The organism is Nonomuraea sp. NPDC050202 (assembly GCF_040656115.1).
Classification (GTDB): Bacteria; Actinomycetota; Actinomycetes; order Streptosporangiales; family Streptosporangiaceae; genus Nonomuraea.
Map to the genome: position 1 here is coordinate 60,047 of NZ_JBFALF010000047.1, position 21,174 is coordinate 81,220.

General features: G+C 67.4%; 16 protein-coding genes, 4 tRNA genes and 1 pseudogene. 4 read left to right on the forward strand and 17 right to left on the reverse strand.

The genetic code is table 11. From position 1 onward, the window contains the following. Nucleotides 1–66 precede the first annotated feature (66 nt). The 12 genes from AB0I79_RS55670 to AB0I79_RS55725 all read right to left on the reverse strand — a co-directional run bounded on the left by AB0I79_RS55670 (nt 67) and on the right by AB0I79_RS55725 (nt 8,342). Nucleotides 67–708: a response regulator transcription factor gene (locus AB0I79_RS55670; protein WP_357892827.1), complete on the reverse strand. Its 642-nt coding sequence runs from the start codon at nt 706–708 to the stop codon at nt 67–69. Continuing rightward, nucleotides 701–1,849, reverse strand: coding sequence for a sensor histidine kinase (locus AB0I79_RS55675; RefSeq protein WP_357892829.1), 1,149 nt, complete (start codon nt 1,847–1,849; stop codon nt 701–703). The genes AB0I79_RS55670 and AB0I79_RS55675 overlap by 8 nt, the downstream gene beginning before the upstream one ends. A 3-nt stretch (nt 1,850–1,852) precedes the next feature. Then, nucleotides 1,853–2,548: an ABC transporter permease gene (locus AB0I79_RS55680; protein WP_357892831.1), complete on the reverse strand. Its 696-nt coding sequence runs from the start codon at nt 2,546–2,548 to the stop codon at nt 1,853–1,855. 11 nt (nt 2,549–2,559) lie between these two features. After that, the gene (locus AB0I79_RS55685; protein WP_357892833.1) at nt 2,560–3,450 is read right to left on the reverse strand and encodes an ABC transporter ATP-binding protein; all 891 of its coding nucleotides are present in this window, start codon (nt 3,448–3,450) and stop codon (nt 2,560–2,562) included. 104 nt (nt 3,451–3,554) lie between these two features. Further along, nucleotides 3,555–4,322, reverse strand: coding sequence for an SDR family oxidoreductase (locus AB0I79_RS55690; RefSeq protein ID WP_357892835.1), 768 nt, complete (start codon nt 4,320–4,322; stop codon nt 3,555–3,557). 265 nt (nt 4,323–4,587) lie between these two features. Further along, nucleotides 4,588–5,676 (reverse strand): hypothetical protein, encoded by a 1,089-nt coding sequence (locus AB0I79_RS55695; RefSeq protein WP_357892837.1) that lies wholly within the window; start codon nt 5,674–5,676, stop codon nt 4,588–4,590. A 26-nt stretch (nt 5,677–5,702) separates the two neighbouring features. After that, nucleotides 5,703–6,086, reverse strand: coding sequence for a DUF4440 domain-containing protein (locus tag AB0I79_RS55700; protein WP_357892839.1), 384 nt, complete (start codon nt 6,084–6,086; stop codon nt 5,703–5,705). A 155-nt stretch (nt 6,087–6,241) separates the two neighbouring features. Further along, nucleotides 6,242–6,418, reverse strand: coding sequence for a hypothetical protein (locus AB0I79_RS55705; RefSeq protein WP_357892841.1), 177 nt, complete (start codon nt 6,416–6,418; stop codon nt 6,242–6,244). A 94-nt stretch (nt 6,419–6,512) separates the two neighbouring features. Continuing rightward, a tRNA-Phe gene (locus AB0I79_RS55710) sits at nt 6,513–6,589 on the reverse strand. A gap of 5 nt (nt 6,590–6,594) precedes the next feature. After that, nucleotides 6,595–6,669: transfer RNA gene (locus AB0I79_RS55715), tRNA-Asp, on the reverse strand. A 97-nt stretch (nt 6,670–6,766) separates the two neighbouring features. Next, a tRNA-Glu gene (locus AB0I79_RS55720) sits at nt 6,767–6,839 on the reverse strand. Further along, the gene (locus AB0I79_RS55725) at nt 6,840–8,342 is read right to left on the reverse strand and encodes a metallophosphoesterase (RefSeq protein WP_357892843.1); all 1,503 of its coding nucleotides are present in this window, start codon (nt 8,340–8,342) and stop codon (nt 6,840–6,842) included. It lies immediately after the preceding tRNA gene. A 102-nt stretch (nt 8,343–8,444) separates the two neighbouring features. On the opposite strand from AB0I79_RS55725, the gene AB0I79_RS55730 reads away from it, so the two are divergent. Further along, complete coding sequence (locus tag AB0I79_RS55730; RefSeq protein ID WP_148441259.1) at nt 8,445–8,786, forward strand: metallopeptidase family protein; 342 nt, start codon at nt 8,445–8,447, stop codon at nt 8,784–8,786. A 110-nt stretch (nt 8,787–8,896) separates the two neighbouring features. Continuing rightward, nucleotides 8,897–10,177 (forward strand): MFS transporter, encoded by a 1,281-nt coding sequence (locus AB0I79_RS55735; RefSeq protein WP_357892845.1) that lies wholly within the window; start codon nt 8,897–8,899, stop codon nt 10,175–10,177. Here the strand turns inward: AB0I79_RS55735 and AB0I79_RS55740 are convergent, their stop codons facing one another. Then, on the reverse strand, nt 10,178–10,465 hold the full coding sequence (locus tag AB0I79_RS55740; protein ID WP_357892847.1) for a PspC domain-containing protein: 288 nt from the start codon (nt 10,463–10,465) through the stop codon (nt 10,178–10,180). It lies immediately after the preceding gene. A 90-nt stretch (nt 10,466–10,555) separates the two neighbouring features. Here AB0I79_RS55740 and AB0I79_RS55745 point away from each other — a divergent pair, with 90 nt between their 5' ends. Together AB0I79_RS55745 and AB0I79_RS55750 are read left to right on the forward strand one after the other, a co-directional pair. Continuing rightward, nucleotides 10,556–11,710: an acyl-CoA dehydrogenase family protein gene (locus AB0I79_RS55745; protein WP_357892849.1), complete on the forward strand. Its 1,155-nt coding sequence runs from the start codon at nt 10,556–10,558 to the stop codon at nt 11,708–11,710. Nucleotides 11,711–11,759: 49 nt separating this feature from the next. Then, nucleotides 11,760–11,835: transfer RNA gene (locus AB0I79_RS55750), tRNA-Lys, on the forward strand. Between the two features lie 775 nt (nt 11,836–12,610). On the opposite strand, the pseudogene AB0I79_RS55755 reads toward AB0I79_RS55750, so the two are convergent. The 4 genes and pseudogenes from AB0I79_RS55755 to AB0I79_RS55770 form a co-directional block, all read right to left on the reverse strand. Beyond that, nucleotides 12,611–14,011 (reverse strand): annotated as a pseudogene (locus AB0I79_RS55755) (IS1380 family transposase). 477 nt (nt 14,012–14,488) lie between these two features. Next, on the reverse strand, nt 14,489–15,286 hold the full coding sequence (locus AB0I79_RS55760) for a hypothetical protein (RefSeq protein WP_357892851.1): 798 nt from the start codon (nt 15,284–15,286) through the stop codon (nt 14,489–14,491). 224 nt (nt 15,287–15,510) lie between these two features. After that, the gene (locus tag AB0I79_RS55765) at nt 15,511–17,832 is read right to left on the reverse strand and encodes an RHS repeat-associated core domain-containing protein (protein WP_357892853.1); all 2,322 of its coding nucleotides are present in this window, start codon (nt 17,830–17,832) and stop codon (nt 15,511–15,513) included. A 257-nt stretch (nt 17,833–18,089) separates the two neighbouring features. Further along, nucleotides 18,090–21,023 carry a hypothetical protein gene (locus AB0I79_RS55770; protein ID WP_357892855.1) on the reverse strand — a complete coding sequence of 978 codons (2,934 nt, stop codon included), beginning with the start codon at nt 21,021–21,023 and terminating at the stop codon, nt 18,090–18,092. Between the last annotated feature and the right edge of the window lie 151 nt (nt 21,024–21,174).

Below are 21,174 nucleotides of genomic sequence, written 5' to 3' on the forward strand. Positions count from 1 at the left end.
CGGACAAGCTTCGCCGCGTGCTCCGGGCCGGCCGCCGCCTCGCTCCCCCGCCATGACGGCGCACCGTCAGTCGTTCTCCACGGTGAGCAGCCCGCGCCGGAAGGCCGTGGCGACGGCGGCCGCACGGTCGTTGACCCCCAGCTTGGTGTAGATGTGCAGCACGTGACTCTTGACGGTGGCCTCGCTGATGAACAGCCGCGCGGCGGCCTCGCGGTTGGTCGCGCCGTCGGCGATGAGCCGGAGGATCTCCAGCTCCCGGGCGCTCAGCGGGTCGGCGGGGGTGCGGACCTGGCCGAGCAGGCGGGTGGCGACGGACGGGGAGAGCACGGCCTCGCCCCGCGCGGCCGTGCGGACGGCGCGGACGAGCTCGTCCCTGCCGGTGTCCTTGAGGAGGTAGCCGGTGGCGCCGGCCTCGATGGCGGGCATGACGTCGCGGTCGGTGTCGTAGGTGGTCAGGACGAGCACGCGGGCCGCGCTGCCCAGCCTGGCGAGCTCCTTGATGGCCGCGACGCCGTCCATGCCCGGCATGCGCAGGTCCATGAGGATCACGTCGGGGTGCAGCGCCTGCGCGAGCGCGACGGCCTGCGCGCCGTCGGCGGCCTCGCCGAGCACCTCGAAGCCCGGGTCACCGGCGAACATGCCGCGCAGGCCGTCGCGGACGATGGGATGGTCGTCGGCGATGAGCAGCCGGATCCGGGGCTCAGCCACGGGCCACCGCCGGGAGGCTCGCCGAGATCGCGGTGCCCGCGCCGGCCTCGGACTCGATCTCCAGCGTGCCCGCCAGCCGGTCCACTCGCTTGCGCATCGCGGTCAGGCCGAACGCCGTCAGCTTGGGGTCGAAGCCGATGCCGTCGTCGCGTACGTCGAGAGTGACCAGGTCCTCCATGTACGACAGGGTCAGCCCGACCCTGGAGGCGTTCGCGTGCTTGGCGACGTTGGCCAGCGCCTCCTGCGCGGTGCGCAGCAGCGTCTCCTCGACCTCCGGATGCATGGGTCGGACCGTACCAGTGACGGTGAACTCGGCCGGTGTCCCGTGGAGCTCGTTCCACCGGTCGACGACCTCCTTGAGCGCCTCGGGCAGTGGCGCCGCCTCCAGCTGGCCGGGGCCCACCGCGTTCACGGAGCGCCGGGCCTCGGCCAGGCTCTCGCGCGCCAGCCGTACGGCGAGGTCCACGTGACGCCAGTCCTGGCCCTGCTTCGCCGCCTGCAGCTGGGTGATGATGCCCGTCAGTCCCTGGGCGAGGGTGTCGTGGATCTCGGCCGCCATGCGCTGCCGTTCGTCGAGCACGCCTGCCTCGCGGGCCTGGACCAGGAGCTGGGCGTGCAGGCCCGCGTTCTCCCGCATGGTCTGCTCCAGCCGGGTCACCATGCGCTTGCGCTCGGCGCTGCGCTCGGCCGTGATCTCGCCGACGAAGCTGAACAGCCCGACCCCCGCCACGATGGCGCCGGTGAAGAACAGGAAGGTGAGGATCGAGAACGGCGTGGGCTCCGGCAGGCCGCCGCTGTAGGCCGCGCTGCTGATCGCCGCCGTGCCGGTCACTCCGGCGAACCGCCACTTGCCCTTCAGGTACTGCCAGGAGTGGAGGTATCCGGTGAAGCCGAAGAAGCTGGCGAACCACACGCTCTGCGTACAGAGCGCGCCGATCAGTACGACCAGCCCCGCCACGTAGACCGCGCCCCGCGGCACCAGCCACAGCCACGCGGCGGCGAGCACGGCCAGGCCGGCCGTGAGCCACGGCCGGCCTCCGGTGAGCAGGCAGAGGATCGTGGAGATCACCAGCAGCACGTACGGCGCAGCCGCGAGCTGCCGCTCCAGCAGCCGCTCCCATCGGTCGAGGCGACCGACCATCCTTCACTCCCAGCGGAAGAACTTGGTTGCCGCGAGGCTGATGACCAGGGTGTAGGCGGCCATCACGCCCAGCGTCACGAGGCTGGGAGCACTACCCGCCCAGACGTCCCGGAGGCTCTCCACGAAAGCACCCAGAGGGGTGAATGTCCCTACGAGCGCCACCATATCCGGCATCTGATCCACGGGCTGCATGAGCCCGGCGAGGTAGGCCATCGGGAAGTACAACAGGACGCCGAACCCGTTGGCGGCCCTGCCGTTCGGCGCCAGGGCCGCCACCAGCGAGCCGATCGCGAACATGCTCGCCGTACCGAGCAGGAAGGCCAGCACGCCGGAGAACACCAGGGCGGGCAGGTGCGCGCCCAGAACCGTGCCCGCGACGGCCATCAGCAGCCCGCACGCGGCCACCACCAGCACGAGCTGGAGCAGCAACTGCACCACCAGCAGGCTTCCCGGATGCACCGGCGTGATGGACAGCCTGCGCAGGATGCCCCGTTCGCGGTAGGTGGCCAGGGTGGTGGGAAGCAGGTACAGGCCCACCAGCCCCACGGCGATGGCCAGCGCCATCGGCAGCAGCACGGTGTCTCCGGGCTGGATCGAGCTGCCGAACACCACCAGGATGAACAGCGGGATGAGCAGCGAGAACAGCGCCCCCGGTTCGCGGGTGAGCAGCTTGGTCTCCACCAGGGCGAGCTTCAGCATGATCGATCTCCTCAGAAGGACTGGCCGGTCAGGGCGGTGAACGCGTCTTCCAGCGTGCGTTTGTCGATGCGCAGGTCGCTGACCAGCACGTGGTGGCGGGCCAGGTGCGCCGTGACGGCCGTGGCGAAGTCCCCCCTGCCCGTGACGATCACGCGGTTGCCCGTCCTGGACACCCCGGTCACCCCTGGCAGCCCCGCCAGGTCGCCCAGGTCCTGCGCCTGCGCCGTGAACCGCATCTGGTGCTCGCCGCCGACCAGCCCCGACGGCGTGTCCATCGCCACGACCCTGCCGCGGTCGAGCACCGCGACGCGGTCGCACAGCTCCTCCACCTCGTCCATGAAGTGGCTGACCAGCACCACCGTCACCCCGTTCGCCCTGATCCGCTTGATCAGCTCCCAGGTCGTCCGGCGGGCCTGCGGATCCAGCCCCGTGGTCAGCTCGTCCAGGAACGCCACCCTCGGGTTGCCCACGAGCGCCAGCGCGATGAACAGCCGCTGCTTCTGACCGCCGGACAGCTTGCCGAACCTGGCGTTCCGCTTGTCCGCCAGCCCCCATTCCTCCAGCAGCTCCCGCCAGTCACGGGGCCGGGCGTAGAAGGAGGCGTACAGGTCGAGCGCCTCCCACACCTTCAGGTTCTCTGGCAACTGGGTCTGCTGGAGCTGCACCCCGATCAGCTCGTGCACCTCGCGCGCGTCCCTGATCGGGTCGAGGCCGAGCACCTCGATCGTCCCGCTGTCGAGGCGGCGCAGGCCCTCCACGCACTCCACGGTGGTGGTCTTGCCGGTGCCGTTCGGGCCGAGGATGCCGAAGATCTCGCCCTCCTCCACGGAGAACGACACCCCGTCCAGAACCGTCTGGCCCGCGTACGCCTTGCGCAGGTCCGTGACCTCGATGATTGCCATGGCTCAAGCATGCTGTTCAGGCCCCTCTCGCCGAATCGACCTGTCAGCCACAACCGGCGGGGGATGATGCTGACCCGCGAATCCACCGAACGGTGGATGGACACTCACCTCGGGAAGCCGTACTCCTCGGCCAGCGCGGCGACGGGCAGCGTACGCCCCGCGTGCCGCCCCACCTCGGGATCCTCCAGCAGGGCACGCACCGCCCGCCCGGGGAACTCCACGCTGTCGCCCTCCGTGACGTCCCCGCCGAGCTCCGCCAGGATCGCCTCCGTACGCGTGAACCCCGGCGAGACGGCCAGCGCCGTGACCCCGTGCGGGCGCAGGTCGTGGGCCAGCGAGCGGGCCAGGCGGCTGACGCCCGTCATGGCGAGGTCGTAGAAGAGGTGCCCGGCGATCACCTCGGCGTCCGGGTCGGCGTAACCGGTGAGCACGATCAGGCCGCCCCGCTCGATCAGCAGCGGCGCGCCGTACCACGCTGACACGAGATGGCTGCGTACCCCGATGTCGATCATGTTGTGCCAGTGGTCGAGCGGGAGCGTCCAGAACGGGCCGCCGCGAAAGGGCAGGGCGTTGCCGGCGCAGGCGTTCGCGACCAGCAGGTCCAGCCCGCCGTGCTCGGCGCGCACCCGGGCGAACAGCGCCTCCACCGCCCGGTCGTCGGCGTGGTCCACCCGGACGGGCACGCCCGTGCCGCCGCGCTCGCCCACCTGCTCGGCGGTGTCCTCCACCGTGCCGGGCAGCTCGGAGTGGCGCTGCTCGCGGCTCTCGCGGTCGGTGACGTAGACGGTCGCCCCGGCCTCGCCGAGCACCAGGGCGATCCCACGCCCGATCCCGCGCGCCGCTCCGGTGACGACGGCGACCGTACCGGCCATGCGGGCCTCCTCGAGGCAGGCATCCCCTACGCCCGCCACCCCTACCCACCCCGGCACCGCTCCACCTCTTTCAAATCCCTCGCCCCCGTACTTCGACGCGGCCGGCCACATCGTCATGTCACCGCCGAGACCCCGCCTTCACCGAACGGCTCGGCACCGGGGAACGCGGCGCGGTGCGGCGGCTCCCCGACCGGCGGGGCATCACGACGGGAACGCCGGCCCGGCACACCGCGCTCCACCCCGGCCGCACCGCGCGTGACAGCGATCAGTCCAGATCGAACCGGTCGTACATCGCCTCAAGCCTGGCTTGACGCTCCGGGTCGCCGAGCGTGATCCGGATCTGCACCAGGTGTCCGCCGGCGTCGTGGTCGGCGGCGACGGGGTACAGCCCATCGCCCCAGCTCGTCATGAAGCACATCGTCCGGGTGCCACCGACCTCGATCGTCCCTGCCTCGTGCTTCGCGGCTCTGACCTTGGCCATGATCTGCCAGTGGTGGGAGTGCGGCCGGAAGTCGACCGCGATCATCCGTTCCGCGCCGGCCTGCTTCCATTCCTGCAGAGCGACGGCACGATCGGCCGCCTCGCCGGCAGGCAGGTCCGCCCAGCCGTAGACGCCCTCCTCCCCGGCATTCGCCAGGAGCGGGGCGCCGAAGCCGGCAGCGGCCTCCCGCGCCGACCGTCCCCAGAACGCGACGTCGGCCATGCCATCGATCGGCTCCTCATGTCGCCACGATGCCAACCCGTCGGCATCGACAAGGCTGAGCCGGCTCGCGTCCACCCCGACATGGCCCAGCAGCCTGGTCGATGCGGGCCGCGCCTGGCCCACTCTCAACGTGATCGACTCCCATCGCACGCCGATGCGCCCGTAGTCCCGGGAGGTCGCCGTCACGGCGATCTCCCGATCGGTGGGCAGACCACCGACCGCCACGACGGGAACCCCGTTCATGATGAAGTCCGAACCGCCGGCCCGCACCGCGCGTTCGACCCGCTCGCGATGGGCCACCCGAGGCTCCAGACGCTCCAGCCAGGCATCGAAGCCGTGCGCCCGGCAGTGCTCGGCGAACATGCCGGTCAGTTGCTCGACCCCATGTCCGGGAATGTCGTAGAGCCACGTACCCGGCTGGCGGTCGAAGGACCGGGCGGCAGGCTCGGCATCAGGGCCTGCCACGGCCAGGTCAGCCGACGCGCGAATGCTCTCACGCAACGCCGGGTCGTCCACCGGGGAGAGCATGGCCTCGTCCACCACCGGAGGCGCGTCCCCCGACCACCAGTTCAGAAAGCTGGTGTCGGCGACCACCAGCCGCCCGGACGGGCACGTGATCGACCCCAGTAACGTCGGGTCATCCATCCTCATCAGGGAAGTATGCCCGAGCCTTCCCCTCAGCTGATCTCGCTCAGGTCGCCGGCCAGTGTGCCCTGGTGAAAGTAGACGCGCCAGCCCGTCTCCGTGAGGCGCCACAGAGAGCTCCGCCATGCCCGGCGCCCCTGGTTGTCAGCAAAGTACGTCAGGTGAACGATCCCCGGAGCCAGCACGACCCCGGACATCTCGCTGACCTTGACCGGCGACTCGGGAGACACCTCTCCCGCACTCATCACCGTCAGGATCGACTCCGCGTCCCACCAGCGTCCCGAGGCCCCGATTTCGGTGAACTCGGGATCCAGCAGCTCCCGGACAAGGGCCGGGGAAGCACGCACCTCAGGATCGAGCAGCCGCAACTCACCGTCGACGGCTGCTTGCACGGCACGCTCGTTCTCGTCCGTCATGCACGGATCCTACGGACGTACGTCGCCCGGATGCTCCGCGTGGGCAGGAGGAAGGGCCGATCCGTTGGAGCGCCCAGGCCGGCACTCACCTCAACACGACAGTCACATGATGTTCTTCGAGGATCGTCCGGATGATGTCGAAGCGCGCCGGGGCGTCACCTTCCGGAATCCCCCAGAAGGCGCACGCCCAGGATTTCCACCGTCACAGGCTCATCGCTCTCGGCCGGCTCGGCGAAGACGCCCTCGGCATCGAGGCAAGCCCCCAGCACCTGTCCATCTCCATCGATCAGCAAGAACTTCGGCCGACTGGAATCCACGGACTCGATCCTCACCCCTGCATCATGACGTTGCTGTCACTGTTGCTGTCAGCGGAGATCAAAAAGCCCCGAACGATGATCCGTCCGGGGCGTTCTTGTAAGTCAATGCTGGTGGTCAGGGGCAGGGTCGAACTGCCGACCTTCCGCTTTTCAGGCGGACGCTCGTACCAACTGAGCTACCTGACCCAGAGCGGTCCTGACGGGACTTGAACCCGCGACCTCCACCTTGACAGGGTGGCGAGCACTCCAAACTGCTCTACAGGACCTTGTGTCTTGCGTTTCGTTCTGTTTGCGCTCGCTTAGCTTACCAGCTCTTCGGTGGCCTTCGACCATCCGTTTTGCGGGTGCGCTAGGCGCTCGCGGTGCCCCCAACGGGATTCGAACCCGTGCCGCCGCCTTGAAAGGGCGGTGTCCTAGGCCGCTAGACGATGGGGGCTTAGGTTTCCCTGTCGCCTTCCGTCGGGGACCTCTGAAGCATAGGGGACGATTGCCCTTGATGCCAAAGTGGCGGACCGGCGGCCGGCGAGGCGGGGGTGCCAGTGGCCGTTCCCGTTGGCGACGGGGCGGTCGTTGGCTCCGGGGAAATCATACGTTGTGGGTCGGGCTCCACGTGACGCTGGATGTAGACCGACTGCTCCCCCAGGCCGCCCAGCGTGATGTCGTCCCACGCCTGCAGGCGCCTGGTCTCCCTGTCGAAGTACAGGACCGAGGCCTGCACCGGCGTGGGCTGGGCGTGTTCGAGGGCGCGCAGGCCCGCGCCGCCCGTCGAGCCCTGGATGAGCATGCGGGTGCCCGTCGGGAACACGGTCGTGCGGCGCTCGTGGGTGTGGCCGGCCAGGATCATGGGGGCCGCGCCGGAGAAGCCGTTCCCGACCTCCCCGTCGTGCACCGCGATCAGGTCCGCCTTGCCGACCTTGGCCCGGTGGGCGCGGCCGAACTCGGCCAGCGCCGCCGGGTCGGAGTCGACGGTCACGGACTTGTCCGGGGTGAAGCGGGGGTCGCCGAGGCCGTAGATGGTCAGGCCCGCGACCTGCTGGGAGGTGTCGTCCAGGACGACGGCGTTCTTCTGCTTCTCGACGGCCTTCTGGGTGGTCATCGAGTCGTGGTTGCCGCGCACGAACACGTACGGGACCTGGAGGGTGCGGATCTCGTCGACGAACTTGTTCTCCGCCTTCGTGCCGTGGTCGGAGATGTCGCCCGTGTCGACGATCAGGTCCACGGCGAACTGGTCCTTGAGTGAGCGGATGACGTTCCAGGCGATGGGGTTGAGGTGGATGTCGGAGATGTGCAGGACGCGGATGGTCTTGGGGTTGGCCTCGTAGAGCGGCAGGGTCGAGACCGTGTCGTACAGCTTCGAGACGTTCGTCACGAGCTTGGTGAGCTGGGAGCGGTACGACTCGAACCGCGTCACGATCGACTCCGCGCTGCCCACGAGCGACGGCGCGGCGGCGACCAGGCCCGAGTAGCGCGGCTCCACGAGCGAGCTGGGACGGAACGTGAGGGCCGCCAGGGCCCCGGTGGCGGCGAGGGCCACGGAGGCCGCCAGAAGGCCCACGAGAGCCGTTCTCGGGCGGCGGAAGACCATGAGGACCGCGATGAGGGCTCCGGCGCCCGCACAGAGCAGTGAGCGGATGACGAGGGCGCGCACGCCGTCCAGGAGATCCTGCTCGATCACGCCCGGCAGGCGGTCGGCGATGCGCGGGTCCTCCAGGAGGGACTTGGCGCGTTCCTGGTCGATGTTCTCGAGCGTGATGCGCAGCCTGAGCGGGGCGCTGTGGGTCTGGAAGGTGAGGGTGCCGAGCGGGCTGGCGTCCACGACCGTCTCGCCGTCCCAGGCCGGGCGGAGTGACATCCCTGTCTCCACCGGGCCCACCTGGGCGCGTACGGTGCCGCTGAGGAAGATGCCCAGCCAGGCACCCACGGCGGCCACGAGGAGCACAGCCGCGATCCTCGCGCCGCGTGATCGGAGAACTGCCTTTGACCTGTGCGCGAACTTCATACGGTTTCTTGCTTACCTGTCGGGCGAGGCAGAATGGCAGGTGTGATCGAGGTTTCGCGGGAGAAGTTCGAGGAGCTCGTGGCCGAGGCTTTGGACACGATTCCGCCGGACCTCACGCGTGCCATGAGTAATGTCGTCGTCACAGTCGTCGATGACCCGCCGGAGCCCCACCTGCTCGGCCTGTACACCGGTGTCCCCCTCACCGAACGTGGCGACTGGTACTCAGCAGTTCTGCCCGACCGGATCGAGATCTACCGCAATCCCATATGCGAAATTTGCGATACCGAGGAAGACGTGATCGACGAGGTCCGCATCACGGTCGTGCATGAGGTCGGGCATCACTTCGGCATCGACGACGCCCGACTTCACGAATTGGGCTGGTAACCCTTTGCTTTGGGTTGGCTGCTTTCGGTTGCGGTCAGCCCCACCGGTCGGGCACCTTAGGTCACATAGCGAGCACCCTGAGTCAGGCACAGCGGAGTCCAGTGGGGGCCATGCGGGCGCGACGGCCGCCGGGACGGCATCGCCGTGCCGGAGAAGCACGACAAGTCACATATCGGGAAGTCATCGCCGTCAAGGAGTTCCGGGCACTCTGGTACGGCCAGGGCCTGTCGCTCCTCGGCGACCAGCTCGCCCAGGTGGCGCTCGCCGTGCTCGTCTACGACCGCACGGGCTCGCCGCTGGCCACGGCCGCGGTGTACGCGCTGACGTACCTGCCCTCCATCGTCGGCGGGCCGCTGCTGGCCGGGCTGGCCGACCGGTTCGCGCGCAGGGGCGTCATGCTGGCCTGCGACCTGCTCCGGGCCGCGCTGGTGGGCGTGATGGCGGTGCCGGGCGTGCCGTTCTGGGCGCTGTGCGCGCTCGTCTTCTTCGTCGTGCTGCTCAGCGCGCCGTTCTCGGCCGCGCGGGCGGCGCTGCTGCCCGAGGTGCTCGAAGGCGACGCGTACGTCATCGGCTCGGCGCTGCAGAACATGACCAACCAGGCCGTGCAGATGCTCGGTTTCGCCACCGGCGGAGCGCTCATCGCGACCATGGGCCCGTACCGCGCGCTCGCCCTCGACGCCGCCACGTTCCTGGGGTCGGCGCTGATCCTGGCCTCGGGCGTACGCCGTCGGCCCGCCGGCGCGGGCGCGTCGAAGCCGTCCATGTGGTCGATGACCGCGAGCGGCGCCCGGCTCGTGTTCGGCTCGCCGAAGCTGCGCACGCTGGTGCTGTTCGCCTGGCTGTGCGGGTTCTACATCCTGCCCGAGGGCATCGCGGCCCCGTACGCGGCCAGGCTCGCCGACGGCACGCTGCCCGTACCCGTGATCACCGGGCTGCTGATGGCGGCCATGCCCGCCGGGACGGTCGTGGGGGCGTTCCTGTTCAGCAGGTTCGTCTCGCCGCCGCGGCGGCTGCGGCTCATGGGGTGGATGGCCATGCTGAGCTGCGCGCCCCTGATCGTCACCGCGGTGCGCCCGCCGCTGGCCGTGGTGCTGGCGGCGTGGGTGCTGTCGGGGATCGGCGGGGCGTACCAGCTCGCGGCCAACGCCGCCTTCGTCCAGTACGTACCGGCCGAACGTCGCGCGCAGGCGTTCGGCCTCGTGCAGTCGGGGCTGATGGCCGTCCAGGGCATCGGCATCCTGGTAGGCGGGTTCGCGGCGGAGAGACTCGGCCCCGAGCCGGTGGTCGCGCTGGCGGGGATCGCCGGGGTGATCAGCGCGGCCGTGCTGGCCCTGGTCTGGACCGAGTCCCGCGACAAGACCGCCCGGGTGCGTGCCGAGGCCACCGCCTGATCACTGCTGCGGCTTGTGCTCGCCGCTCCAGTCGGTCGAGGTGGCCTTGTTCTGCTGCTTGTTGATGAGGTCCTGGACGATCGAGGTCTCGTGCTCCTCGTCCGGCATGAGGAGCCAGCCGATCGCGTACAGCGCGACACCGGCCCCGCCGAACAGCGTCGCAATCGCCAGCGCGATTCGGACCAGGTTGGCGTCGATCCCCACGTACGCGCCGACACCCGAGCAGACACCCGCGATGATCCGGCCCTTGTGCGTCCGACGCAGCTTCTTGACGTTGTATTCGCTCATGCCTCAAGACTGCCCGGCGGCCCGGTGTTCGCACATCAGGATTGCCCCTGGTAGAACCCTGGTAGTCCCCCTTGCACGAGAGGACCCGCCATGGACGACCTGCTGCGCCTGGACGACAAGCTCAACCCTGACCAGCGGCTCATCCGCGACACGGTCAGGTCCTTCGTCGCCGACCGCGTCCTCCCCCACGTAGGGGACTGGTTCGAACAGGCGGTCTTCCCCGCCCGCGAGCTCGCGCCCGAGCTCGGCTCCCTCGGCCTGCTGGGGATGCACCTGCAGGGGTACGGCTGCGCCGGCACGGACGCGGTGTCGTACGGGGTGGCCTGCCGCGAGCTGGAGGCCGGCGATTCGGGCCTGCGCTCCTTCGTGTCCGTGCAGGGCTCGCTGGCCATGTTCCCCATCTGGAAGTACGGCTCCGACGAGCAGAAGGCGGAATGGCTGCCCCGGATGGCCGCCGGCGAGGCCATCGGCTGCTTCGGCCTCACCGAGCCCGACCACGGCTCGGACCCCGCGGGCATGCGGACGTACGCCAAGAAGGACGGCTCCGACTGGATCCTGAACGGCTCCAAGATGTGGATCACCAACGGCTCGATCGCCGACGTCGCCGTCGTCTGGGCGCAGACCGACGACGGCATCCGCGGCTTCGTCGTCCCCACCTCCACCCCCGGCTTCTCCGCCCCTGAGATCCACAAGAAGCTCTCCCTGAGGGCGTCGGTCACCTCCTCCCTGTACTTCGACGACGTCCGCCTGCCCGCCTCCGCCGCCCTCCCCGGCGTCACCGGCCTGCGCGGCCCCCTCTCCTGCCTCTCCGAGGCCCGCTTCGGCATCGTCTGGGGCGTCGTCGGCGCCGCCCGCGCCTGCCTGGAGGCGGCCGTCGAGTACGCCAAGACCCGCGTCCAGTTCGACAAGCCGATCGGCGCGTACCAGCTCACGCAGGAGAAGCTCGCCTGGATGTACGTCGGCACGGCCCAGGCCGGCCTCACGGCCCTGCACCTCGGCGAGCTGAAGGACGCGGGACGGCTGGAGCCCCGGCAGATCAGCTTCGGCAAGCTGGCCAACGTGCGGGCCGCCCTGGACATCGCCCGCCAGGCTCGCACCATCTTGGGCGGGAACGGGATCACGCTGGAGTACCCTGTGATCAGGCACATGAACAACCTGGAGAGCGTCCTGACGTACGAGGGGACGCAGGAGATCCACACGCTGGTGCTGGGGGAGGCGCTCACGGGGATGGCGGCTTACCGGTGATGGAGGCGTCGCGGACAGGGCGGTAATCTCTGTACCCTTGCTGGTGCGAGGGGCGTTAGCTCAATTGGCAGAGCTGCGGACTTTTAATCCGTAGGTTCCGGGTTCGAGCCCCGGGCGCCCTACCACTCCACACCCTATCTGACCTGCGCTTTCTCGATTCTCGGCCGCCTTCCGCGAGGCGCGGACGGCTGAGTTCGTGCTCGTCACATGCTCTTCGGCACATCGGCGGGCCGACAGCGAAGTCGAAATGAGCCGGTTTGCGCTGCCAGGCATCGGGCGCCTGAGACCGGATCGTAAAGCCAGACCTGAGCGACATCCAACAGAAGGGCTTGGCGGAAGAGATGGCGGCCAGGACACGCCCGGCTTGACCGCAGACCCGTCCAAACAGTGGTCAAGCCGCCTCCGACCAACTTCCACGTGCCTCACGGCGGCGGCCTCGGTTCGGCGGGCCGCCCGCAGGAGCCATGGGGAAGAAGGCGAATCGGCCCCTCGTGCTCGTGGCGACAACGCGCAGCCCCGCAAGACGGCTCCCAGCATCAAGCTACAATTCGGCCACAGCTGCGCCATGATTCACCGACGTCGGCGAGCGGCCCGGTCGGATTTTCCCACACGCGCCGCGCCCTGAAGGGGCCTAGAAGTCTATAAAGGTGACGTTACTGATGTAGACATTCTGAGCCTGGATCCACGGCGTGAATTCTTGTGATCATTCTTGGGTCCCATTCCTCCACGAGGACTGTTTTCCACAGGTTGAGGCCATGTTTTCGGGCATGGGAGGCTTGCCGTACCCGGGTAACGGCTTGTCCGGGTGACGCGGGTTGGGGCGGGGGTGTGCGCCGCAGGCGCGTGGCGACTGTCGCGGTCGTCGGCCTTGAGGGGCGGTGACCAGGGATTCGGGCCAGGTCAGGCCGGCTGGGCGGGCGGCGGGTCGTGGACGGTGTCGAAGGCGGTCATCCACGCGTGTTGCCAGCGCCAATGTCGCGCAGGTGCATGGTGAGGTGGCCGCGGCCGTGCCGGCGAGGCGGGCGGGCACGGTGATGAGTTGACGGCGCAGCGTGGCACCGCGCGCCCGGGCGTGGAAGGCACTGGCCAGGCAGCCGAAGGCGCATAGCAGGTTGTACATGATGGCCGCGCAGGTGAGCCAGGCGGCGTTGGCGGTGAAGACCGCGGAAGGCAGATGCGCGAGCGGCCCGTCGATCAAATCGGCGTTGACCTGCTCCATCATCGCGTGATCACGATGGTGTTCTTCGGCCTACATCAGCCTGTAGGGGCTGTCGGTGAAGATCGCATGGTAGCGGTAGGTGGCGAACAGTTCGTCCTGGCCGCGCCCGGCTTGGCCGTTGAGCCGCTTAACCCCGCGCACGATCAGCCGGGCGGTGACGGCTTGGCTCTTCTTGCTGGTGAACGCGGTGTAGCCGACCTCGGCGATCTCCGCATCGGAGATTCACCCGCCCACTTGGTCGTCGAAGACGGCGTTCGGGTACTTGATCGGCGTCCATGCGGCCTCATCGATGACCGCGATCGCTGCCTTGATCTTGGGGTCCATCTTCGCGGTGACGGAGAACCGCACGTCATCCTGGCGGCAGGCGCGATGACGCCGGCGCTATAGAAAGCCGAGTCGCCGCGCATCACCAGGGTGGCTCCGGCGCCGATCTGCCGGGCGGTGCCGATGCTTTCGCGCACGAAGGAGGCGGCGCCGCGGGCGGAGTTGGCCTTGCCGCCGCGCAGCCGGGTGCCGCAGATGAGCGGGGCGGCCAGCGGCGTGGAGATCGTGGCGACCAGCACGTTCAGCCCGCACACCATGACGCTCTTGCCACCGATCTTGGTGTGGCCGAACCCCGATCCCTGCTTGGCGTAGCCGTAGGTGCGCCGCTGCACGGAGTCGATATCCAGGAAGGCCAGGACGTCCGCGCCGGGCAGCAGCGGCGTGTGAACGGCCAGCCGGGCAAGCAGTTGCCGGGCCGTCTTCTCCAGCTGGCGGACGGTCCCAGATGAAAGCGCGCAGGAAGGAGCCAAGGGTGGACGGTGCGCGGATGCCGTCGAAGAGTTTGTCCATGCCGCCGTGCCGCAGCGCGTCCAAGTCGTCGATGCTATCGGCGCCGCACATCATGCCGGCCACGATCGAGGTGACCTTGCTGGCGCGTTCACCCCGTCCGCAGCCGAGATTCCGACGTGCTCGCCGACCAGCCCGCCCGGGGCGCAGCGCTCGGCCAGCCGCATCGCCCAGGTCAGCCCGCCGTACGCGATCACATGCTCATCATCGAAGATCGCATGAGTCTTGCCGACAGCATGAGAAACTTGCACGTGCGAGGTGTCCTCTCGGGCTGGCTGCTGGAAGCGCGAAGAACTCCCATCATCCCAGGTCGGAGGGCACCTCTCCTTATTTCAATGGATTCGCATCAGATTCGGCCCGTGGGTCCAGGCTGAGAGGTGCACCCGATAAAGGTCGCCCGGCCAGGAACAACGCCATTCCAGCGAGAATCGCTGAATATGCACTCCATATACATTGTTGGCCTCCTTCCGTTCCCAAGGAACTCGACAACTATGACATAGTACTCGATCTCCCACTTCTTCTCTTTGCATGCGCGACCGCTCGGAGCACTACAAGCCAATAGTTGATCTTTAATTGCGGACCAAGCGAGAGGGCTCAGCAAAGCGAGACGATCTGCGCCGAGGCGTAGATGGATGTGGGGCACTCAACCAATTCGAGTCCGTGACATCGCAGCGCAACAGCGAACGCAAATACACCGAGAGGGATTCCGGTCCTGATCTGCCAAGCGTTCAGCGCGCTTGCAGTGCCGCGACTGCCTGGCTCGCTACTTCGGCGTTCGAATCCTGAGCCAGGATATGGAGGATGGATGTCGGGGTGTCCGGCCACGTCGCGAGCCACCATCGAACATTGACGGAGCGGTCGACCGCCAACAAGCGGAGATCTTCTTCCTCGAGTTCAACAAACTTGAGCAAATTTGCCCGGACCAGGGCTGATCGGTCGCGGGCAAGAACATGCCGCTGTTCGCTTGTGGTGAGCCTGTTTTGAGCGGCCCCGGCTCGAACTTCCTCGCTCTGCTCCTGCAGCAGCACACCCAGGATATCTGGATATGTTGTATGCGCCGCCAAGGCCGCACGCACCGTGGCCGAGGTGTCGGACAGCAGCACTAGAGCCGTTTCGTGGTCCAGATCTGCCTGCTCCGCCTGGAGTCGCCGCAGGTCGTCATCCGATGATTGGCATATTGCTTGACGGACAACCGAGTTCACCTCGGGGTGGGACGGCAGTGACCACCGGACTGACCAGTGTGGATCATTCACCAACTTGAGGAGTATTTCTGCAGGACAGGCTGGATTAGCGACCAGGGCTTGGCGAGTCTTCAAGTCCGAGTCGTGCGCAAGCAGTTGCAACGTAGCTCGCGTACGAAGATCGTCACGAGCGGCGAGGACACGTCTTACGGCCGGAGAGGAATCATTTACCAGATGTGCGAGAACGGCCTCGGGCGCGTCGATGGTCTGGGCCGCGATCACGCGCTGCTTGACTCTCTTGTCTCGAGCGAGAGTCCAGAGGTCGTTGTCGTTGAGCGATGGCATACGTGATACACCCTCCCTGTATTGCACACAGATCGCCGTGTTCTGTCAAGTATACGAGAGCGGTCCGGCATCGCGTTTGCGCCGATCAAACATGTAATTCTGGGACAGAATTCAAACGGTGCAGCGCAGCGCGGCCGCAGGAGCGGTTACTTCAAGTCTCTCTCCTGCAGCCGCACTGGATAGTTGGCTATTCCATAGTCCGCAGCACTCCTTTTCCTATCTGCCTAACTGCAGCTCTCGTACTGACCGTCAGGACATTCTCCCCATTTCAGAACGTATGCCCAAATGAGCGATGCCTCCAGCGTCCGAGCGGCGTAATATCCGGTCACATTCCTGTGGAGCGTCACCACTGAGCATCTGCCAGGGATTCCTAGGGAATTATAGTAGCGTGAGCAGCCGGTGACCTGACGGTTGGCTCTCGTGAGTCCGGCTTGCCGGCTGATCCCATACTTATAGGTGCCGCCATACGGGCTTTTGATTTCGTAGACGATATATTTAGAGTTTGCATGCTTCTTTGCCGTGACTGAATCCTTCTTCGGAAATGGCACCGTAACAGTTTTCCCGGACGCCATTTCGGCAATGCACTTGGTTATGTGGCACTCATACGCCAGAATCGCTGCTGCGACCACGATCGTGGCGCCGACCACGGCAGTAATTAGACCCTCGAGGCTGATCGCGACGAGCGGCAGAAGGAGAGGGATGGCGGCGGCGTGGCATCGGCAGGCTCCGACGGCAGAAGTATTCACGATTCCCTGCCAAAGTGCCTCCTCCTCCTGAACCCCAGCAGCATCCTTGGCCGCCTGCCAAAGAGACTTCTCGTCCTGATCCGGGTCCATTGGGTCATAGATTTCACTGAAGATACGCCGAGCTTCTTGGGCTGCTTCGGAGTTACTCGCCCAGAAATCGTCGTCCGGGGTATCACGTCCGGCGCCCAACCCTTCGGCGACGACGTTTACTCGACGAGCTTCTTCTTCGGAGAACCCTGGGTTCCATTCAACCTGGTTCAGCCAGTTCGGATCGATGACCTCTACCGGCATGCCGCAGAAGCCCATGCGGACGCATGTGTCGTCGACGGCACTGCCGCCGCCGTAGCAGCTTCCGATGCAAGTGCCTCCACTGTTGCCACTGCTGCTTCCTGCGAGGATCCCGTATTCGGCATAGACGCCTGCGGCTGTCTGGTTGTCGGTTCCTGGTGTGTACGAATTGCCAGGGCCCGCTATGGCGCCGCTTCCAATGACCGTGTAGTGACCGGTGGGGTCGGTGCCGGTGAGGGGTGAGGCGTTGGCGTATGTGTAGCGGTTGGCCTGCACCGACGGATTGGGCGCAAGGGTCGCGGTGTCGCGGCTGGTGAAGGTGCCGGTGCCTGGTTGGTACCAGCGGGCGTGCATGTTGACCTTGCCGGTGTCCGGGTCGGTGTATTCGCCCTGGTAGCCCAAGCTGCCCTTGGCGCCGGTCTGAGCAGTGACCGCGCCGAACGGGTCGTAGGCGGTGGAGCTCGTGATCGCGGTAGCGCTGTGCGTGGCGACGAGGTCGCCGTGAAAGTCGCTCAGCGTGGCGGTTGCAGGGTCGGTGCCTTCGCGGAGGCCGAGGAGGGCGCCGAAGGGGTCGCGGGCGTATGTGGCCTGGACACTGCCGCCGGCGCTGATGGCGGCCAGGTCGTTACCGGGGCCGGAGTAGTGGTGGGTTTGTTTGGTGGTGCCGCTGATGCGGGAGGTGACGCGGTCGAAGGCGTCGTAGGCGTAGAGGCTGTCACCGTCGGCGATGAGCCGGTCGAAGGCGTCGAAGGTGAGCTGGGTGGTGGTGCCGTTCTTGGTCTGGGTGGCGAGGGTGCCACGCGGCGTGTAGGTGTAGGTGGTGTCGTCACCGCTGGTCAGCCGGTTGCGTTCGTCGTAGGTGTAGGTTTTGTCGCCGGCTTTGGTGCGGTTGCCCGCGGCGTCCCACTCGTAGGCGGTGGTGGCGCCGCCGGGTGCGGTCCAGGAGGTGAGCCGGTTGGCGTGGTCGTAGGTGTAGGTGTTGGTGCCGGCTCCAGCCAGGCCGGTGGTGGTTTTGGTGGTGAGGTTGTCGTCGAGGTCCCACCCGTAGGTGATCTTTGCCAGCTCGGTGCCAGTGCTGCTCTTTAGGACCTGGGAGGTGGCGCGGCCGAGGTCGTCGTAGCCGATGGTCTGGGTGCTGGCTGGGTTAGCGGCGGTGAGGCTGGTGACGCGGTTGGCCTTGTCGTAGCCGTAGGTGAGGGTGCGGCCGGTGACCGGGTCGGTGGCGGTACCGAGGCGGTTGGCGTTGTCCCAGGTGAAGTTGGCCGTGCCAGCGGCGTCGATGCGCTGGGTAAGGTTGCCACCCTCGTCGTAGGCCATGGTGGTGGGCTGGCCGGTGGGCTGAGCAAGCTTGGTGAGCAGGCCGCGGTCGTTGTATTCGAGGGTGTAGTCGCCAGCGGTGGTGAGTTGTCCGGCCGGGTCGTAGCCGAAGGTGCGCTGGGCGGTGGCCGCGCCGCCGCCGCCGTCCTCCTGCTTCAGGCGGTTGAGGTGGTCGTAGGCGCGGGTGATCTGCACGCCGCCGGGCTGGAGGATGGCAGTGTTGTTACCGGCCCTGTCGTAGGCGTAGGTCCAGGTGCGGTCAGCCTCGTTGGGGTGCTGGGTGGTGGCCGGTTCGATGACCTTTTCGACCAGCCCGAGGCTGTTGTAGGTGGTCCAGGTGGTGTTGCCACGGCCGTCGGTCAGCTTGGTGCGGGCGCCGCTGGCGTCGTAGCCGAACCGGGTGACGATCTCCTCGCTCGCGGAGACGGGCTCGATGAGACTGACAGGCCGGTTCAGGGCATCGAAGCTCTGCTTGTGATGTGCTGTTCGGCCGAGGTCTGACTGATCGGGTTGCTGGCCAGGTCGTAGCCGTAGGTCGTGGAGCGAAGGGCGGTGCCGGAGCCGTTGAGATCCTTGACCTCGATCGGGCGACCGGCCAGGTCGTAGCTGGTCTCGGTGGCGTTGGTCGTGGCGTCGGTGACACGTAGCGGGCGACCGGCCAGGTCATAGGTCGCGGTGGTCTTGTTCTGCGCGGGGTCGGTAGTGCTGGTGACCTCACCGGCCGCGTTCGGCACGTACGTAGTGGCGTTGCCGCGCGGATCGACCGTCGAGGTGAGCATGCCTGCAGCGTTGTAGGCGAGCTTCGTCGTGTGGGCTGCGATGCTGGGCTTGCGTTCGATCACCGTTTCGGTGACCTTACGGCCAAGGTCGTCGTAGGTCGCCTCGGTTCGGGCACCGTTCGGGTCCACACTGGCCAACTGCTCACCGACCAGGTCGTACTCGGCGATCCAGACGCCGCCCGGGCCGGTCGGACCGGGATCCACCGTGCGGACAGGCCGGCCGAGCGCGTCGTAGTCGGTCCTGGTGATGTTGCCGTGCGGGTCAGTGACGCTGGTGCGGCGACCAGTCGCGTCATAGCCGTGCGTAACGCTGGGGGTGACCGCCGTGCCGCCGGGCGGGGTGTAGGTGGGCATGGTGAGCTTCACCGCCCTGCCCGCCTTGTCGTAGGCCGTGGTGACGGTGTTGCCGTTGGCGTCGACGGTTTGCGTCTGGTTGCCGAAGGTGTCGTAGCCAGCCCGAATCGTCGGCCGGCTGGCGGCTGGCTCCGCGCCCACCTTGTCTACCTGCACACTGGGGGCCTTGGTCTCGATGAGCTGGCCGAGCGCATCGTAGGTGTAGGTGGTAGTGAACTCCGCAGCGGTTGCGCCGTCGGCGTTACCGCGAGGGTCCGTGATCGCGGTAGTCAGACCGCGGTCATCGACCGTCCGCGTGATGGTGATGTCCTGGTCGCCGTTCTCGATTGTCTGGCTGGTATTGATGCCAGCGGCGTTGAAGGTGTAGCTGGTGCTCTCCTGGCGGCTGCTGCCCGTCCCGGTGCGGGTTTTCTTCGCGATCCGACCGTTGGCGTCGTAGGCGAAGACCGTCTTGCGGTTGAGCCCGTTCGGATCGAGCGCAGTGGAGGTGAGCCGACCGGCGGCATCGTAGACGGAACTGCTCGTGGTGACGATGCCGGAGACGGTGCCATCCGAGTTGAGAACGCCGCCGCTGTCCTTGCGGGTCAGATTGCCCGCAGCGTCGTAGGTGTTCTGCTCCAGCACCACGTTCTTAGCGGGCTCGACAGGTGCGTTGAGCTTGACGTTTTCACCGATCACCCGTGACAGCAGATTGTCGCCGAAGTACTTGTAGGACGTCTTGCGGAGCATCGCATCGACCTTGGCGGACAGGCGCCCACCATCGTCGTAGGAGTACTGCTCCAGCACCATCTCCGCGGCCGGCTGGGGGTTGACCGGGCTGCCGGTCCAGTTCTTCAGCGTCTTGCTGGCCAGGTCGCCGCGCTTGGTGTAGGTGTACCCGAACACCGAGCCCAACTGGTCGGTGACGGTGTCCTGGAGGCCGCGCGTGTTCCACGTGGTACGGACGACACCGCCTTCGGGATCGGTGACCGTCTCCTGGTGGCCGTAAGTGTCATAGGTGGAGCTGGTCGTCCGCTCCGCATCACCGCCGGTGAGGTCCTTGATCGTCGCGGTGAGGGTCCTGCCGTCCTCGTCGTAGGTGTAACTGGTCTGCGCGGTGTGCGTGACACCGGTGATCTCGTTCTTCACACCGGGCGCGGTATGCGTCGCGGGCCGTCCCGCAGCGTCGTAGGTGATGGTGGTCCTCACTCCGCCGGGATGGGCGTCGGAGACCTGCGTTTCTGCGATCACCCGGCCGAGCGCGTCGTGCTCGTACTGCGTGACAAGTCCAGTCGGGTCGGCCTGTTCGGCCAGATCTCCGGCTGCGTTGTAGCCGAACGTGGTGGTGTTCTGCTCGGCGTCGACGTGCGTCTCGACCAGCCCGGCGGGCGTGGTGCCCCCGCCGACGGCGGACTCGGTCCCGTCGGTGTAGGTGAGCATGAGCGAGCGGCCGTTGGGGAAGTCGGGGGTGGCCGGGGTGGTCTGCTTGGTCTGCTCGCCGTAGCTGTTGTACTCGTAGGCGGTGAGGTAGGTATTGTCGGTGGCGCTGGCCGAGCGGGCGTCGCGGACCTTAGTCACGCGGTCGTTGCGCGCGTCGAACTGGTCGCTACCGTTGACGTAGTAATCGGCGCGGACGGTCTGGCAGTTGCCGGACGCGCGGCAGGTCCGCTGGGTGAGCGGGTTGCCGCGTTTGTCGTTGGTGAACTCGGCGGTGTTGCCGTTCGGATCGGTGACCTTGCTGAGGTAGCCGCCGGTGTCGTAGCTGTAGGTGGTCGGCTTCTTGGTTTCGCCCGCCGGTTTGGCGTTCTGCACCTGGTCGGTGGAGGAGATCGGCCGGTAGCCGCGCCAGGAGTCGTAGACAGTGGTGATCACGCCGTTGTTCGGGTCGGTCACCGTGACGGTGGCATGGCCGGTGCTGCGGTTGATCGCCTGGTCGCTGATCTGCCAGGTGCCGCCGTGCCGGTCGGTGTGGCTCTTGAGCCGGTCCGTGGTCGGCTCGTACACGTTGGCCGCCCAGACCCGCCCGGACGGCAGGGTGACCTTGGTGAGCTTGTGCGGCGCGGTGGCGCGGGCGGCAAAGTGCCGTTGCACCTCGTGCGCGGTCAGCGGCCGGTCGTAGATGGCGACCTCGTCCACCAAGCCGGCGATCCCGCCAATCGTGGTGGTGTACCGGTTCTCGGTGCCGATGATGGTCTGGGTGAGCGCGCCGACAACCGCGCCATCCAGGTACAGGGTCTGCAGGTTGTCGGCGACGGCTGTCCCCGCGCGAGCCAACCGAGCTGACCGCGCCGGCGTCGGCGAGCCGGTCGGTGTAGCGGAGGGACAGATATTGCTTGGGTTCAACCTGTCGTTGCAACACCGGTTTGTTGGATCGAGCGTAGCTGCTCGTCGAACACCTCGGCGGGGGTGCGCCAGCCGAGGATCT